This is a genomic window from Microbulbifer celer, from assembly GCF_020991125.1.
GTDB lineage: Bacteria > Pseudomonadota > Gammaproteobacteria > Pseudomonadales > Cellvibrionaceae > Microbulbifer > Microbulbifer celer.
In genome coordinates this window covers 3,981,157-3,997,952 of sequence record NZ_CP087715.1, presented here as the reverse complement: position 1 = coordinate 3,997,952, position 16,796 = coordinate 3,981,157, and the positions used below count along the sequence as shown (strand labels likewise).

16 protein-coding genes are annotated in these 16,796 nt (G+C 58.6%); 2 read left to right on the top strand and 14 right to left on the bottom strand.

The window, feature by feature from the left end:
* Positions 1-30: 30 nt before the first annotated feature.
* From LPW13_RS16680 to LPW13_RS16670, 3 genes are all read right to left on the bottom strand, one after another.
* On the bottom strand, positions 31-1,923 hold the full coding sequence (locus LPW13_RS16680; protein ID WP_230437124.1) for a DUF885 domain-containing protein: 1,893 nt from the start codon (positions 1,921-1,923) through the stop codon (positions 31-33).
* 134 nt (positions 1,924-2,057) lie between these two features.
* Positions 2,058-2,903 carry a mechanosensitive ion channel family protein gene (locus LPW13_RS16675; RefSeq protein ID WP_230437123.1) on the bottom strand — a complete coding sequence of 282 codons (846 nt, stop codon included), beginning with the start codon at positions 2,901-2,903 and terminating at the stop codon, positions 2,058-2,060.
* 320 nt (positions 2,904-3,223) lie between these two features.
* On the bottom strand, positions 3,224-5,377 hold the full coding sequence (locus LPW13_RS16670; protein ID WP_230437122.1) for a prolyl oligopeptidase family serine peptidase: 2,154 nt from the start codon (positions 5,375-5,377) through the stop codon (positions 3,224-3,226).
* A 98-nt stretch (positions 5,378-5,475) separates the two neighbouring features.
* On the opposite strand from LPW13_RS16670, the gene dtd reads away from it, so the two are divergent.
* Positions 5,476-5,913: a D-aminoacyl-tRNA deacylase gene (dtd, locus tag LPW13_RS16665; RefSeq protein WP_230437121.1), complete on the top strand. Its 438-nt coding sequence runs from the start codon at positions 5,476-5,478 to the stop codon at positions 5,911-5,913.
* On the opposite strand, the gene LPW13_RS16660 is transcribed toward dtd, so the two are convergent.
* The gene (locus LPW13_RS16660) at positions 5,844-6,965 is read right to left on the bottom strand and encodes an aminopeptidase (RefSeq protein WP_230437120.1); all 1,122 of its coding nucleotides are present in this window, start codon (positions 6,963-6,965) and stop codon (positions 5,844-5,846) included. The two genes, dtd and LPW13_RS16660, sit on opposite strands and share 70 nt — an antisense overlap.
* 76 nt (positions 6,966-7,041) lie before the next feature.
* Between LPW13_RS16660 and LPW13_RS16655 the strand changes: the two genes are divergently transcribed.
* Positions 7,042-7,281 (top strand): hypothetical protein, encoded by a 240-nt coding sequence (locus LPW13_RS16655; RefSeq protein WP_230437119.1) that lies wholly within the window; start codon positions 7,042-7,044, stop codon positions 7,279-7,281.
* A gap of 44 nt (positions 7,282-7,325) precedes the next feature.
* Here LPW13_RS16655 and tatC read toward each other — a convergent pair whose 3' ends face one another.
* From tatC to LPW13_RS16605, 10 genes are all read right to left on the bottom strand, one after another.
* Complete coding sequence (gene tatC, locus LPW13_RS16650) at positions 7,326-8,072, bottom strand: twin-arginine translocase subunit TatC (RefSeq protein ID WP_230437118.1); 747 nt, start codon at positions 8,070-8,072, stop codon at positions 7,326-7,328.
* Complete coding sequence (tatB, locus tag LPW13_RS16645) at positions 8,069-8,704, bottom strand: Sec-independent protein translocase protein TatB (RefSeq protein ID WP_230437117.1); 636 nt, start codon at positions 8,702-8,704, stop codon at positions 8,069-8,071. Before tatB ends, tatC begins: the two co-directional genes overlap by 4 nt.
* Positions 8,705-8,763: 59 nt before the next feature.
* On the bottom strand, positions 8,764-9,033 hold the full coding sequence (gene tatA / locus LPW13_RS16640) for a twin-arginine translocase TatA/TatE family subunit (protein ID WP_230437116.1): 270 nt from the start codon (positions 9,031-9,033) through the stop codon (positions 8,764-8,766).
* 29 nt (positions 9,034-9,062) lie between these two features.
* On the bottom strand, positions 9,063-9,410 hold the full coding sequence (locus LPW13_RS16635) for a phosphoribosyl-ATP diphosphatase (protein WP_230437115.1): 348 nt from the start codon (positions 9,408-9,410) through the stop codon (positions 9,063-9,065).
* On the bottom strand, positions 9,407-9,868 hold the full coding sequence (hisI, locus tag LPW13_RS16630) for a phosphoribosyl-AMP cyclohydrolase (protein WP_230437114.1): 462 nt from the start codon (positions 9,866-9,868) through the stop codon (positions 9,407-9,409). Before hisI ends, LPW13_RS16635 begins: the two co-directional genes overlap by 4 nt.
* A 70-nt stretch (positions 9,869-9,938) precedes the next feature.
* A complete protein-coding gene (gene ubiB / locus LPW13_RS16625; RefSeq protein WP_230437113.1) occupies positions 9,939-11,573 on the bottom strand; it encodes a ubiquinone biosynthesis regulatory protein kinase UbiB in 1,635 nt (544 codons plus the stop codon).
* Complete coding sequence (locus tag LPW13_RS16620; protein WP_230437112.1) at positions 11,574-12,215, bottom strand: ubiquinone biosynthesis accessory factor UbiJ; 642 nt, start codon at positions 12,213-12,215, stop codon at positions 11,574-11,576.
* 235 nt (positions 12,216-12,450) lie between these two features.
* The gene (gene ubiE / locus LPW13_RS16615; RefSeq protein ID WP_230437111.1) at positions 12,451-13,200 is read right to left on the bottom strand and encodes a bifunctional demethylmenaquinone methyltransferase/2-methoxy-6-polyprenyl-1,4-benzoquinol methylase UbiE; all 750 of its coding nucleotides are present in this window, start codon (positions 13,198-13,200) and stop codon (positions 12,451-12,453) included.
* 162 nt (positions 13,201-13,362) lie between these two features.
* The gene (locus LPW13_RS16610; RefSeq protein WP_230437110.1) at positions 13,363-14,934 is read right to left on the bottom strand and encodes an alkaline phosphatase; all 1,572 of its coding nucleotides are present in this window, start codon (positions 14,932-14,934) and stop codon (positions 13,363-13,365) included.
* Between the two features lie 173 nt (positions 14,935-15,107).
* Positions 15,108-16,787 (bottom strand): hypothetical protein, encoded by a 1,680-nt coding sequence (locus tag LPW13_RS16605; protein ID WP_230437109.1) that lies wholly within the window; start codon positions 16,785-16,787, stop codon positions 15,108-15,110.
* Between the last annotated feature and the right edge of the window lie 9 nt (positions 16,788-16,796).

The following is a 16,796-nucleotide window of genomic DNA, read 5'->3' as shown; positions in this document are numbered from 1 at the left end:
CGCCATTTTCTCCTTTACAGCCGCATCCGATCAGCCGGCTTTCACACTGGCAATCCAGTCATTTACACGCTTTTCCAGCAACGGTAATGGCAGCGCACCACCACCGAGTACCGTGTCGTGGAATTTGCGGATATCGAACTGGTCACCCAGAGCTTCCTCCGCTTTAGCGCGCAGCTCCTGAATCTTCAGCATGCCGATTTTGTAGGAGGTCGCCTGGCCCGGCAGGGTCAGGTAGCGACGCACCTCTGAGCGCACTGCGCCTTCCGGAATCGCGGAATTTTCCAGGAAGTACTCCACCGCCTGATCCTGACTCCAGCCTTTGCTGTGCATGCCGGTATCCACAACCAGGCGGATGGCACGCCACATCTCGGCGGTCAGGCGTCCGAAGTCCCGGTACGGATCCTGGAACTGTCCCATTTCCTTCGCCAGCGCTTCCGAGTACAGTGCCCAGCCTTCGATATACGGGGTAAAGTGTGCCTGGGTACGGAATTTTGGAATACCCTCCAGCTCCTGGGCAATGGAGATCTGCATATGGTGGCCGGGATTGCCCTCGTGATAGGTCACGGTTTCCATATCGGTGGAGGAGAGCGCACTCATGTCAGACATGTGCACATAGTAGGTGCCCGGGCGGGAGCCGTCGGGGGTACCCGGCTGATAGTGCTGGGCACCGCCGGGGACTTCACGGAAAGCTTCGACCCGCTTAACCACCAGGCCGGCCTTAGGCAGAATACCGAAATACTCCGGCAGCTTTTTCTCGATATCGTCGAGGAATCCCTGCGTCTGCTCCAGGTACTGTTTGCGGCCTTCATCCGTGTTCGGGAAGTAGAACTGATCGTCTGTACGGATAAAGGTGAAGAACTCCTGTAAAGATCCGTCAAACTCTACCTGCTCTTTAATCTTTTCCATTTCCTTGCGGAGACGGGCGACTTCGTCGAGACCAATCTGATGCACTTCATCGGCAGTCAGCGGCAGAGTGGTATAGCGAGCCAGGCGGTTGTTATAGAAGGCATCGCCATCGGGCAGGTTGGACACGCCCTTGGCCACTTCGCTGGCATTGGTGCGGTCTTCTTCCAACCAGGCGATATAAGCTTCGTAGGACGGTTTGAACTGCTCTTTCAGTGCAGTGACCACTTCTGCCTGTAATGCTTCGGCAGTGTCGCCATCGATCTTGCCGTCTTTTTTCAGGCTCTCGATCTTGCTTTTGGCATCGGCCATCAGCGGCGCATCCTCGCCCTCAGCAAAAGGTTGCCCGGCAATGACTTTCTGCGCGCGCTCGATCGCCAGATCGTAGGCAAAACGCGGTGGGCGAATACCTTTTTTAGCGGACTCCTGGGCGCGCTCGAGTTGCTGTCCAAGGGCACGACTGACACCGCCGATACGGGCGATATATGCCCGCATATCATCTTCGCTGTCCACCTTGTGCTGGTTGATCAGGAAGGTGGGCAGGGACGCTTCAGGGCCGCCGAGTTCGCCGGCAAAATAATTGTGATCCCAGAACGGCTGGCCTTCTTTCTCCTGCTGGTACTGGAAGATCCACAGATCGTAGGACTCCTTTCCCTCTGGGGACAGGCTGTCGTAATCGAATTTTTCTTTCAGTTCCGCAACCGAATCCGCTTTCCACTGCAGCTCTTTCTCATCCGCAGCCTTGCTCATATCGTCGATCTTGTCGTACTGCTCTTTGCGGCCGAGATAACTGAGCTGCATCGGGCTGAACTGCAGCTGCTCTTCATACTTGGTATCCAGCCACGCGCCGAGACGCTGGGTCTCTGCCTGTGGATCTTTTGCTGTAGATTGGTCCGCAGACTGCACCGCAACCTGTTCGGTGCCGCTGTTAGCTTCCACACCATCGGTTTTTTGCTGGTCGGCCTGATCACAGCCGGTGATGACCGAAAAAATCACCATACTCAGAAGCGTCTTACGCATCTATTTTTCCTCTATTAGGCTATTTATAAGCTCTTGTGCGACCTTGTGAGTGCACAGGTAGTTGATGAAACTGTCGATGAAGCTGTTGATGAAACAGTTTTACACGGATATTTAATCTTCTGTATCTCGCCGGCTTATTGACTCTTGGTCTCTTTATGGCTGGCCTCGACAGAATTGATGATATGCAATTCCCGCTGCGGGAATGGAATGCTCAGCCCCTCCGCTTCCAGCGCAGGTTTCAGCTTCTTCATGAAATCCCAGTGCACGTCCCAGTAGTCATCGGTTTTGGCCCAGGCCCGCAGGTGCAGGTTAACTGAGCTGTCTGCCAGCGCGCACACGGCATACTGGGGCTCCGGGTCTTCCAGCAGGCGCGGTTCCTCTGCCACCAGGTTGCGCAGCACCTTCATGCCGGTTTCGATATCGTCGCCGTAGGCAATGCTGGCAATGATCTCAATGCGGCGGCTGCTATTACGGGTGAAGTTAGTAATGGTTTCCCCCCAAACCTTGTCATTGGGTGCAGAAACACGCAGGCCATCCACCGTATCCATCTCGGTGATAAACAGCCCGACCTTGCGCACCGTGCCGAGGGTACTGCCAAACTGGATGGTCTCGCCAACACGAAAGGGACGCAGCCCGAGCAGTACGAAGCCGGCGGCAATACAGGCCAGGGTATCCTTGAGCGCAAAGCCAATGGCGAGGCCCGCAGCCCCCAGCAGGGCAACCAGACTGGTGGTATTGGCGCCGAAAATATCCAATACCACCATCGCGCCGATCGCCCAGGTGCCCCAGACTGCCAGGGTCTCCAGCACCGGAATCAGGGTTTCATCGACACCGCGATCCCCCAGTTTCAGCACCGAGCGACGCACCAGTTTCACCGCCACCCAGGTGACAAAGAAGGCCAACAGGGCCCATAAGATATTCAGGCCAATATTCATGGCCACGGGCCACAAGGCTTCCAATTGTTCCTTCAGTGCTTGCACAGCCCCTCCCAAATTGTATTTAACAAATGACGTTGATTGATGCGCTCGGCGGCCACTTTTACGCGGCGCCGGAGAAAAAGTAGTGTTGTATCAGCTGCAGGATCAACAGTGTAATGACCAGTACGAAAATGATATTGCGCCGGTTCATATTCTCTTCCCTCCATCATTGTCCAGCGACAATTGCCTCTCGGCAAGCAGCCAGTCTCGCGATTCTTGTAATCTGGTTTCCGGGTCGACCTAGGCATTCGAGGCATTGTACCCCAGCCCCCTTTTCGCCCCGGTACTGACGGCTACCGCCGGTAACAAACCGGTGTTTGACATTACTCAACACGCAGCCCCAATTCGTTCGCCAGGAATGCAAACTGGTTGGTGAAATCTTCCACCTGCATCCACACCGGCTTGCCGGCACCGTGGCCCGCGCGGGTTTCCACGGCGAGGTAAACCGGGTTATCGCAGCCCTGATCCCGCTGCAGGGACGCGGCAAACTTGAAGCTGTGCCAGGGCACCACACGATCATCCTTTTCCGCGGTGGTAATCAAGGTTGCCGGATAGCAGGCGCCTTTCCGGGTGTTGTGTACCGGCGAATAGGCGTGCAGGGCCTCAAACTCTTGTTCATTTTCCGACAGGCCGTAGTCACTGGACCACTGACGCGCGTTGGCGGAAGCGGTGTGGTAACGCAACATATCCAGCACACCGACGATGGGCAGCGCCACCTTGAACAGTTCCGGGCGCTGCACTTCGGTCGCGCCCACCAGCAGACCGCCGTTCGAGCGCCCCATGATGCCCAGTTTTTCCGGCGAGGTGATCTTCTCATCGATCAACCATTCCGCGGCCCCGATAAAGTCATCAAACACATTCTGTTTATTGAGCTTGGTACCGGCCTTGTGCCAGTCACCACCGTACTCGCTGCCACCGCGCAGGTTGACCATGGCAAAGGTGCCGCCCATATCCAGCCATCCCGCAAAGCGGGTATAAAAACGCGGTAACTGCGCGGCATTGAAGCCGCCGTAGCCATACAACAGGGTGGAATTCTGTGCATCTTTTTTCAGCCCCTTCTTGTGCACCAGAAACAGCGGTACGCGGGTGCCGTCTTTGCTGGTAAAGAAATGCTGGTTGACAGTGTAATCAGAGAAATCTGCCGGGTAATCCGGCGCTTTTACTTTTTCCGTTTCCCCGGAGTGGACATCCAGTTTGTAGATACTGGGAGGTGTGAGGAAATTACTGAAGGCATAGTAGGTTTCCGGGTCATCCGGCTGGCCATAGAACCCCTCGACGGTCCCCATGCCCGGCAGTTTCAGCTGATACTTCTGCCTACCAGTGAGGTCTGTCACCACCACTTTGGATTTGGCATCTTCCAGGTAGTGCAGTACAAATCGTTCACCAACCAGGCTTGCGCTTTGCAGTGCATCTTTCTGTTCTGGCACCAGAGTTTTCCAGTGTTTTTTCTCCGGATTTTTAACGTCGATAGCAATAATACGGCCATTGGTGGCATCGGCATTGGTTTCAAAGTAGAAAGTATCGTCCGTATTGCCCAAATAGTGGTACAGCGCATCCCACCGATCGAGTAACTTTACAACCTTCTCGTCGTCACTTTGCAGGTCGCGGTAGTAAATACCATTGCTGTCATAGCCGTCGAAAATATTCAGGATCAGGTAACGGCCGTCATCGCTGACTTCGGCATCCGGATTGCGCGTGGGATGGTCGGTAACCTGGTAGATTAACGCATCTTTTTCCTGCGGCTCGCCGATTTTGTGGAAGTACACCGAAACCTGTTTGCTGTCGTCCGCGCTGCCGTCCTTTTCGGGTGAAGTGTTGAACGGATAACGGCTGTAGTAAAACCCGGATTCATCCTTGGCCCAACTCGCATCACTGAACTTTATCCCCTTTAAATGATCCGGCAGCAGACGGCGGGTTTTCAGGTCGCGCACATGAAAGTCGGTCCAGTCGGTACCGCCATCGGAAGTGCCATAGGCGAGGTAGCGCCCATTGGGACTGACGGAATAGCGCTTGGCGGCAACGGTGCCGTCTTTACTCAGCTGGCGCGGATCGAGCACCACATGCCCGTCCTTGGCGATATCCCCGGTGGTGTAGAACACGCTCTGGTCCCAGGAACCATCGTTGTATTCGTAGAATACCTGCCCGGCCTTTTTGTACGGCACACCGTAGCGCTCGTACTCCCACAGATCGGTCAGGCGGCGATTGATTTTCTCCCACCCGGGCAGCGCCTTGAGCTTGGGCAGGGAATAATCGTTCTGCACCCGCACCCACTCCTTGACCTGCTTCGAGCCCAGGTCTTCCATCCAGCGGTAGGGGTCGGCTACCTCGGTGCCGAAGTAATCGTCTTTCTGATCGACCACGGGGGTGGCGGGGTAGGTATTCTCGGAGTGCGAGTTGTCGGCCTGGTCGCTGGTGGCAACCAGGGTTGCGATCGCGGCGATAACGCCTGCCGCAACGGCGATCACGGGCTTTTTCATCAAAGGGGTCCGGTTTTGTTGTACGGATACGATCGGCTAATCTAGGCGATTCGGCCGTTTGGTTCCAGCCGGCGGGTATAGCACTGTTAGAGGGTACGATGAAAGGACTGATTCAGCGGGTAAGTCACGCCAGAGTGGACGTGGCCGGAGAGGCGATTGGCGCCATTGACGGCGGTATTCTGCTGTTGCTGGGGGTAGAGGCCACTGACAGCCGTGAGAGCGCCGACAAGCTGCTGCACAAGGTGCTGCACTACCGCATATTCAGCGATGAACAGGGCAAGATGAACCTGAACGTTCAACAGGCGGAAGGCGGGTTGCTGGTGGTCAGTCAGTTCACTCTGGTGGCGGATACGGCCAAAGGTCTGCGCCCCAGTTTCAGCCGCGGCGCCACACCCCAGCAGGCGGAGGCGCTGTACGATTATTTTGTCGCGCAGGCCCGGGAAAAGCTCGCCACCGTGGCCAGTGGTCAGTTCGCTGCCGACATGCAGGTCTCACTGTGCAATGATGGCCCGGTCACCTTCCTACTGGAGGTCTGAGCGCGCTTGCTCAACGCCGCCAGACGCGCCTTGCGCTGCGCTTTGGGCAGGGCGCCCAACTGTTCCACGGCGGAATAAAAACGCTCCCAGTCCTGTCCGGAATCTGCAAACAGCACCTTGAAAGCAGGGACCTGCGACTGGTATTCGCTCACCAGCGCCAACGTCGCATTGTTGGTCTTTTCAATCATCTGTGCGTAGCGCTCGTCGCGAGTCCAGCCTTCGGACATTTTGCGATAACAGCGGCGCAGCCGCTCCAGCGTCGCCGCTTTTTCCTGCCGCTTGACGCCTTCAGGCTTGTCCGAGGCGTACAGTGCTTCCAACTGTTTGCGCGCAATGACCATAAGGCCATTGATTTTGCGTGCCTGGGCCACACTCGCCTGCGCCGGTGCGGGGATTCCCTGTCGCCGACGCCAGTCGGGCAGCGCGATCTGGGCCACGGCGGTGGCAAAACTCTCATTGAAACGGGTATCGCCAGCGATATACACCCGGCGGTGGGCCAGCTCGTGGAACAACAGATTGGCCAGTCGGCTGGGTTTCCAGTCGACGAAGCTGGACAGCACCGGATCATCAAACCAACCCAGGGTACTGTAGGCGGGCACAGGACCCAGGTAGACATCGTAACCCGCCGCACGCAGTCGGCCGGCATGGGCCTGTGCATCTGCCTTATCAAAGTATCCCCGATAGCTGGCACAGCCGGCGATGGGATAGCACCAGCGTTTCGGGGACAGGGAAAACTCCGGTGCGGCAATCAGGTTCCACAGCGGGTACTCTCCCTCCAGCTGGGTAAATTCACCGTACGCCTTGCCCACCGGCAGGTGCAGTTCCGCACCGGCGTATGCGCGTATTGACTGCACCCGCTGCAACTGCCCGCGCAGTTCCGGCGCCGTTTTTTCATCCGCCACCAGTCGCTCGATGGGCTTGCGCCCGGCGAGAATTTTGAGCTGCCCCACCGCGGCCTGAGAATAGAAGTGCACGGTTTCACAGCCCGACAGCAGAGCACCGAGTAGAATAGCGATCCACACACGCCGGAAAACCAGTGCGTGCAGAGACATGCGCCACGACTGAAAATCGAGTGCAGGAAAAGAGACTAACTTAAACAGTGGAAGGAAAAACTCTCGGGAATCGTCCATGCAACCTGTCGCCGCCGTATCGCTGGTATTCGCCCTGATCCTGAGCGCGACCCTGTGGATTTACCTGCTGCGGGTGTGTTTTGCCCAGTCCACCCTGTTTGGCATCATCGCGCTACTATTACCGCCGGTGGCCCTGTTGCTGCTGGTCCCACATTGGCAGCGCCACCGGGAGCTGTTCGCGCTGGCACTGGCGGCACTGGGATTTATCAGCATAGCGGTTGTGATGACCAGCCGCTGAGCGGGCATTTCCGCCAGGGAGCTTTCAGCCAGGCCGCAGGCCCGTCAGTGCTCGGCTTCTTCCGCATCCTGTTGTTTCTTCGGCCGAACCCAGCGGCCAAAGAATATACCCACTTCAAACAGAAACCACATGGGCACGGCCAGTAGCGACTGGGAAATCATATCCGGTGGTGTCAGCAACATACCGATGGCGAAGCAGGCCACGATGACGTAGGGGCGTTTTTTTGCCAGACCGTCTGCGGTAACCGCGCCACTCCAGATCAACAACAGGGTGGCAATCGGGATTTCGAACGCAAAACCGAAAGCAAAAAACAGCTTCAGGGCCAGATCCAGATACTGCCGGATATCCGGCATCACCTTGATGTCTGCGTGTGCTGAACTGACAAAGAAGTCAAAGATAATCGGGAAAACCACGTAATAGGCAAACGCCATTCCCACATAGAACAACAGAACGCTGGAAGCCATCAAGGGGACGATCAGGCGTTTCTCATTGCGATACAGCCCCGGGGCAATAAATGCCCAGAACTGATAAAGCACAAATGGGATGGCAATAAAAAAAGCCAGCACAAACGTGGTCTTGAAGGGGGTTAGAAAGGGAGAGGTGACTTCGGTAGCAATCATCCCCGCGCCTTCGGCCAGCCGACTCTGCAGCGGCTCCGCGACAAAGTCATAGATATCCGCGGCGAAGGGCATCATGCAGGCAAAAATCACGACCACGAACACGAAGGTTCTCAGAAGGCGGTCCCGCAGCTCGATCAGGTGCTCGATGAATGGCTGTTCTCTTTCGCTCATGAACGCTTGTCTTCCACCTGCCCACTGTTTTTGTCGGTCTCGTCGGGTGCATCCTGCGCCGCGCTCTCAGGGCGCTCATTCGACGGCGCTTCACTGCTATCCGTATCGCTTACCTCTCTGCTTCCCCCGACATGTGCTTCATCGTGAAAGTGATCGGGATGGTGCGGGTTGAACTCGGGGTCACCGTGATCGTGCAGATGTTCGGGGTATTCCGGGTCTTCCAGGTCCGAATCGTCCTCTTCATCTTCCGGCAGATATTCCTCCGGGATTTTATCGTCGCTACCCTGTTCAGGCAGGTAGTCTTCGCCTTCGCGCACAGAATCCGACTTTTGCTGCTCGGTTACCGCTTGCAGATCCTGCTCAAACTTGTTTTCCGCCTTCCTGAAGGTGCGCTCCATTTCCGCCTTGCTTTCCTGCAACTCCCGCAACACGCGCTCGTTGTGTAGCTCGCGACGGATGTCGTCAGCGCCGACTTCGCGCTCCAGTTCTTCACGGGCACTACCGAGTGTCTGCTTCAACTGCGTCCACCAGCGCACCGTAGTGCGCACCGCGTCGGGAAGGCGCTCGGGACCGATGACCACGAGGCCCACAACCCCAACCAGCAGCAATTCGAAAAATCCGATATCAAACACGCTTCAAATCCGCCTGTTTGGTGCCCCTGCCCACTAGGGAAATGGACACCGATGTCCGGTTACTTGTCCTGGGTGTGCTTATCTTCTGATGAAGCTTTCTGCCCGGGCTTGGTGGGCTCGCCTTTCTCGTCCTTGTTCAGCAACTCCGGATCTTTTGGCTCTGCTTCTTCGTCGTCGCCTTTCTTCTTGTCTTCTTCCTTCATGGCTTTCTTGAAGCCCTTGATCGCACCACCGAGGTCACCGCCGATATTGCGCAGACGTTTGGTGCCGAAGATCAGCAATACGATCACCAGCAGAATCAGTAATTGTTGCCAGCCTATATTTCCCATTTAAAGTACTCCTATATGTTCTGGTAAAATCAGTTCTTGGCCCGGGCGGCCTTTTCTTCCAGGCCGGAAAGGCCAAAGCGGCGACCCAGCTCGTCGAGCACTGCACGGTGGTCGGTGCCGAGGTGGGCCAGCATGACCAGGGAATGAAACCAGAGGTCCGCGGTTTCGCCGATCAATGCGCGATGTTCGTCGGAATCCAGCGCCTTGCCCTCGGCATCTTTGGCCGCGAGCACCAGCTCGGTGGCTTCTTCACCCACCTTCTCCAGAATCTTGTTCAGGCCCTTGTGATGCAGGCTGGCGACATAGGACGACTCTGCATCACCCTGCTCCATGCGCAGGCGCAGCACCCGATCCAGTTGTGTCAGCATATCACTCATTGTTTCTTTCCCGATTGTTCGTCCCGGCCCGACCTTTCATCCTGCCGGTAAATCTCTTTCGGATCCGTGATCACCGGCTGGCGGATCTGCCACTGACCGTTTTCCAGCACCTGATAAAAGCAGCTGGTGCGGCCAGTATGACAGGCAATGCCTCCGAGCTGTTCTACCATCAGTACCAGAGTATCGCCATCACAATCGAGGCGAATTTCCCGCACCTGCTGCACATGGCCGGACGATTCGCCCTTGCGCCACAACTTGCCCCGGGAGCGCGACCAGTAGACCGCGCGGCCCTCTTCGGCGGTGAGGCGCAGAGACTCGGGGTTCATCCACGCCATCATCAGCACGCGGCCGGTCCTGAAGTCCTGGGCAATAGCCGGAACCAGGCCGTCACTGTTCCAGCTCACCGCCTGTGTAAAATCGGTTTCGCTCACGCTCTGCGTCCTTACTGCATTCGTCATTGTAGGCTGGCGACCGGGTATCCCCTGTTGCTCTGGCCGTCTCGTCGTAGTTCGATTGTGGTTGATCGCCTCAGGGCCACAACAACAGGGCCAGTGCCGCAGCGCCCAGCGCCCAGCTCGCGGCGGGGATCTGGGTCAACAACCCCGGCGAGGCCACCAGCCCGGCGCCGGCGGCGAGCATTACCCCCGCAATCATCCGCGCGTAGCGCGTGCGCCCCCGGCGCTTGCTGTGCGCCAGCTCAATCCCAAGGCGGTGCAACTGGGGAGCCAGATCCCGCCCCTGTTCCAGGGCGGAAAACGCCAGCTGCGGCAGCTGCGGAAACTTCTCCAGCCATTCCGGCCCGTATCGACGGATTTCGCCGAAGATCGTCTTCGGATGGATACGTTCGCGCATCCATCGCTCCAGGAATGGATGGGCAGTCTTCCACAGATCCAGCTGCGGATAAAGCTGTCGCCCCAGGCCCTCGATATTGAGCAGGGTTTTCTGCAGCAGCACCAGTTGCGGCTGCACCTCCATATCGAACCTTCTGGCGGTCTGGAACAGGCTGATCAGTACCCGAGCGAAGGAGATCTCCCCCAGGGGCTTCTCGAAGATCGGTTCGCACACCGCACGGATCGCCGCCTCGAAAGCGTTGATCGGCGTATCCCGACGCACCCAACCGCTCTGCACATGCAGCTCCGCTACCATGCGGTAGTCACGGCGGAACATGGCGAGCAGATTGCGCGCCAGGTAGTACTGATCTTCCCGGGTCAGGCTGCCGACGATGGCGGTATCGATGGCAATGTATTTGGGTCGCTCGGGGTTTTCCCGCGACACAAAGATATTGCCCGGATGCATGTCGGCGTGGAAGAAGTTGTGCTCGAACACCTGCTTGAAGAAGATCTCCACCCCGCGCTCCGCCAGCAGCGCCATATTGGTGCCCTGGGCCCGCAGCTGATCGAGATCGGTCACTGGGATACCGTCAATGCGCTCCAGCACCAGCACATTTTCGCGGGTGTAGTCCCAGTAAACCTCGGGAATGTAGAGCAGGGGAGAGCTGGCAAAATTGCGCTTCAGCTCCGACCCGTTGGCCGCCTCACGCACCAGGTCCAGCTCGCCCTCGATGGTATGGCGGTAGTCTTCCACCACCTCCACCGGGCGCATACGCTTGCCATCCGGCAGGAAGCGCTCGATCCAGCGCGCGATATGACGCAGCAGCTGCAGATCCTGCCCGATAATACGGCCAATACCCGGGCGCAGCACCTTCACCACCACGGATTGACCGGCTTCCCCGTTTTCGCCCTTCAGACGCGCCGCGTGCACCTGCGCCACCGACGCCGACGCCAGTGGCTCGCGCTCGAACTCCGCGAACAACTCGTCCACCGAGGCCCCGAGCGCCGTTTCGATACGCGCAATACACTGATCCGCGGGGTAGGGCGGCACGTTGTCCTGCAGGTGGTTCAGCTCCTCCACCATATCCGGCGGCAGCAGGTCCGGGCGGGTAGACAGCAACTGGCCGAACTTCACAAAGATCGGCCCCAGATCCTCCAGCGCACGCCGCAGGCGTTCGCCGCGCCCCATGCGCTTTGCCTTGCCACTCGGCAACAGCTTCGCCGGCGCCCACAGAACGCGCAGCCACAGGGGCTGACTCTCCGCGGGCACCAGCTCATTCAATCGGTAGCGCAGGAACACCCGCGCAATGGTCACACTTCTCGCAATCGGCACTTACGCGTTCCCCCGGCCTTTCAGCTTGCTGTGCAAGTGCGCCAACCGCGCCTCCAGCCGGTCCACCCCCGCGCTCAGGTCCGCCACATCGTCCACAAACGCCTCAAACTGCGCCGCCGGCGGCGTCACCCGCCACTCCTCGCTCACCGCCTCCGCGCCCGCCTGTGGCGCCGTGCGCAGTGTATCCCGTAGCCAGCCGGAGGCCGCGCGGATACCAAGGCCAATCTGATGCGCCGGCGAGTCACCCACCAGCTTCGACAGCGGCTCCTCCCAATCGATATCCAGATCCCGCAGGATCGACTGCAGCTCCGCCAACAATGCGCTGGACCCGCGCACCGTCACCCCCAGTTTTGCGGGCGTAGCATCGCGGTTCTTCAGCAACTGCACAAATGCCAGCGCCGAACCCTGCAGCTCCGTGGTCACATCGCCGCTCCAGCGGCTGTGCACCTCGATATATCCGCCCTCGGCCTCTTCCTCGATCACCAGAAACAGGGACATGGAAGGTGCCGTCAGGGTCACCCCCAGCACCTTGCCCACCAGTTTGGTGAGGCGTGCACGGGTGCCGGGATCGTACCGGAGCGCGGTGTTGATGGCGGTTTCCAGGGTGGCGTCGAAGCCGGCGCGGAAAGTGGGATCGGTCATATTTATATTGAGTTCGTCCGTGCGATAAACACTGATGCGCAATTGCTTAGTTATTCAATGCACTAAAGCCACACGCGAAGGCGTCGATACCGGGGTCTGTTTGCGGGACCGTCTGCGGCCTGGATGGCCGCAGCCGAGCCCCCATGGATGGGTTCACGGGGGGGCGCCTAGTCCGTGTCCCGCAAACAGACCCCGGTAGCGGCGCCGCCACAGAACCACGGCCGAAGCCCAGATATCAGGGCTTGATACCCTTGTGCAAAGCCACAATGCCGCCGGTCATATTGTGGAATTCACAGTCCACGAAGCCGGCCTCTCCCATCATGCCTTTCAATGTCTCCTGGTCAGGATGCATACGGATACTCTCCGCCAGATAGCGATAGCTGTCCGCATCGTCTGCCACCAGCTTGCCCATAAACGGCAGCAGGCGGAACGAATACTGATCGTAGACCTTCTCCAGCACCTTCGACGCCGGCTTGGAAAACTCCAGCACCAGCAGGCGACCACCGGGCTTCAGCACCCGCAACATCGACCGCAGCGCCAGATCCTTGTCTGTCACATTGCGCAGACCGAAAGCAATGGTGATGCAATCAAAGGTATTATCCGGAAACGGCAGATACTGGGCGTCCGCCTGTACCGTTTCCACATTCCCCGCAATACCGCGGTCCAGCAGGCGATCGCGCCCCACCTTCAGCATCGACTCATTGATATCCGCCAGCACCACCTTGCCGGTAGGGCCCACAATACGGGAGAACCGCGCCGTCAGATCACCGGTACCCCCGGCGATATCCAGAATCGTCTGCCCCGGCCGCGCCGCCGACAACTCGATGGTAAAACGCTTCCACAGGCGGTGAACGCCCCCGGACATCAGATCGTTCATCACATCGTAGCGCGCCGCCACCGAATGGAAGACATCCGCCACCCGACCGGCCTTCTCATCGACCGGTACCTCCTGGTAGCCGAAATGGGTCGTCTTGCGTTGGGTCATCTTGTGCCTGCTGAGCCGAATTTCAGGGCGGTATTGTACATCGGCAAAGTAAATGCGGCACGGATTCCACAGCCTTGACCCCAGTACCGAGACCTCAGTACCGACAAAAAGCCCGCCGACACTTTCATGCCGGCGGGCCCATTCAAGACGAAAATAGCGGAGTTAATCGCCGATCAGCCCCCCAGAATGTGCCATCACATGGAAAATAAAGCTCTGCTCGTTGGTGCCACTCAGCAGGTGTGCACCGGGGCCGCGGGCCCAGATGCCTACGTCTTCACCGCCGTGGGTTTCGGAGCCCAGCGGTACCAGGGATTCCTGGTGAAAGCCGGGTGCGGTGGTGTCCACGTTGCCGAGGTCCTTGCGACCGCTGTCTACGGGATCGCCGTAGCGCACATCCGCGTCGGTCTCGTTGCCGTAATCGGCATGGCCGAGGCCGGTGGTGTAGCCGATAGTGGTGTAGGGTTTGCCGTCGGCGGCGAGTGCCGGGGATTTCTCAGCGTGTCCGTGATTGTCATTGCCCACCACTTTGCCCAGGATCGGGTTACCGCGAGTGGGGTAGCCGGCCATGGTCATCACATGGCTGTGATCGGCGGTGACGATGATCAGAGTATCTTCGGCGCTGGTCTTTTCCATCGCCACTTTTACCGCGCGGTCCAGCTCCACTGCGTCGGTGAGGGCATTGAAGGCGCTGCCGGCATGGTGGCCATGATCGATACGGCCGCCCTCTACCAGCATGAAATACCCTTGCTCGTTTTTATCCAGCAGGTCGATGGCCTTCGCGGTCATCTCGTGCAGCGCGGGTTCGCCGGCCACATCGTTGTGGCGATCCGCCTCGTAACGCATATGGGAGCTTGCAAACAGGCCCAGCAGTTTTTCGGTGGACGCTACATCCAGCGCATCGAAGCCTTTCTGATCTTCGATATACAGCGCCTTGTCGGTGTGGTCGACGTAGCGCGCTTTCCAGGCGTCGATCAGGTTGCGGCCGTCTTCGCGTTTGCCCGCCTGCCCCTCCAGGTCTTTCACCTCTTTGGGCAGGAAGTTGCGACGCCCGCCGCCCATGATGACGTCGACACCATCGCCCACCGGCATTTCTACCAGTTGTGTGGCAATATCTTTACAGCCTTCCGGCGCGCGGTATTCCCAACCGCGTTCCGGTACCTTGGCGTAAGTCGAGGCGGGCGTGGCGTGGGTAATGCGGGCGGTGCTGACGAGACCGGTGCCTTTGCCCAGGCCCTCCGCCAGTTCCAGCGCGGTGGTGAGCGGATGCTCGAGGCTCGCCGCGCAATCCCCGCGGGCCACGGTTTCTTCCACACTCAATACGCCAGCCTTGGTTTTCACCCCAGTGACCATGGCGGTGGCGGTGCCGGCGGAATCCGGGGTCTGCTGGTTAGTGTTGTAGGTTTTGATCAGACCGGCGAACGGCAGCTGCTCAAAGCTGAGCCGATATTCCTCACCGGCGAGCCCCTGTTGCTGGCCGGCGAGAATGCGCGCGGCGGTAACGGTGGAGATGCCCATACCATCACCCACAAACAGAATGACATTCTTGGCCGCACCGCGCTTATTGTTGATCTGACGCTCGGCGGCCCGCTGCAGGGCTTTCTCGCCATCGGTGAACCAGTGACTGGAACGCTGACTTGCCGGCAGCTGCATGTCGCCGCCGGTTTCACCGATTGAGTGGCAGGTGCCGAGTAGTGTTGCCGTCGCAAGCGCGGCGGTGAGCATGTTGCGGATCATTCTGTTTACCTCATCCTCTTGTGCTTCTGCTCAAGTTGTCCTTCTGCTCAAGGTACCTCGTTGCAGAGGAAGACGCCAATTGAGGCGCCAATTAGAAAGCGAGGATGTTACAGAACCGTGACGACACTGACGATCACACAATCATGAACGACCACCGCGTGCACCCAATCAACTCAGAAATAGGATAAGGCCTGCTTCACGCCGGTCTCCTGACCTTCCGCCACTTCCCGCAGCAGGTTTTCCCGCGGCGTCAGAATCGCGTCGCGCCCCTCGCGGTAGCTCTGCTCTTCGACCACAGCGCGGTAGGCCTTGTTCAGGTCCAGGGCTCGGCGGGGTGAAGGCATGATCAGCACATTGATATCCTGCGCCAGCCTGTCGAGCATCGCGGTTTTCAGTCTACCGTCCTCGCCGAAGAAGCGTGAGCGCACTTCGTCGTTGGAGCGGTACTCGTCCGCGTTGCCGACCTGCTTGAGGTAGTAGGCGTACTCACCCTCGCCATCAGCGCGCACCGGCTCCGGCGTGCCGGCGAGGGATTTCTGGCTCCAGTGGTACCAGCCGCGCTGGAAGCTGATATTTGCGTCCAGCTTGCGGGTCATGGCAAAGCCGCCATCCACATTGGCTCCGATGGCGCCGTGACAGCCGCTGCAGGTGGCGAGCTCCTCATAAGATTGCGGACGCAGCGCACCGTGCTGATCCTCGATAAAGCCGCTGTAGCGCCAGCCGCGACGATTGCTGACACCGCGCTCGATATCCCCGATCACCGGCTCCAGGCGATCGGGAAAGTCGTGCGCGTCCTTGAGTTCATCCGCGGCCAGCTCCCGGTGCTGGAAGTAGTTGACCCAGCGCACCTTACGCGCGTAGCGCAATTCTTTCATACGCGGTGCCATCGCCACCTCGCCACTGGCATCGACATCCAGGTAGCGCACGCTGTGCAGGAATTCGGTACCCAAAGGATAGGAGCCGGCAGACAATGGTGCGTCTTTCCGCTGCTGTGCCAGGCGCGCTTCGCCCACATAGGACATGAAACGCTTTTCCAGCGGCGCCCAGTCATATGCGATGTGGGTGGCGATGGCGAGCTCGCCGTTCTTGTCCAGATCCACCTTGAATGGCTTTTCATCCACCGGATCGATAGCTACATCTTCGCGCTTGATCAGTGCTTCCACCACAGCCAGATTGACCCGGTAAACCTCCAGGTCAAACTCGCCCTGTTCGTTGTTGCGGTAAATTTCCGGCAGGCGGATCAGCACATCATCGGTGGAGCCGTTGGTGGGGAAAAAAGTCCCGGGAAAAGGTGTGTACGCCAGCGCGCGCCAGCCGGTAAAGTGGCCACCGATATCGCGATCAAAACCGGCTTCGTCAAAATTGAAAACTACATCCGGCACATAGCCATCCCAGCGGCCGTTTCCGTTACCATCCCAGTGTGCCGGCAGATTTTCCGTGAGCTTTTCCCGCAACGGCACACTGCCGTCGCGCGTGCGGTAATTACTCTCGCGAACGTAATCGAGAATCTGTTCGTCACTGACCCCCGCCAGATAATCGGAGCGGTCCTTGAACAGGTTGTGCCAGCGGTTGGTACGCGCCGGCTCGGCGAAGTCATACAACAGTTGCAGGTCGAGGTCGTTGGTAAAGTTCGGGGCCCGGCTGTCGGTGTGACACACATAGCAGGGATTACTCGCCGGGGCGTTTTTATTTTCTGTTTTGGTGTAGCACTGGGGCGGGGTCACCGCGGCGGGATTGGACAGGTATAGGCGACCCAGGTTTTTCGATTCAGTTTTTGGCTCGGCGGATAACGGACTGGCATTCAACGATACCGCAAACAATAGGGCGGTGATTGCCAGAATAACTGTACGCATGGGCTTGAC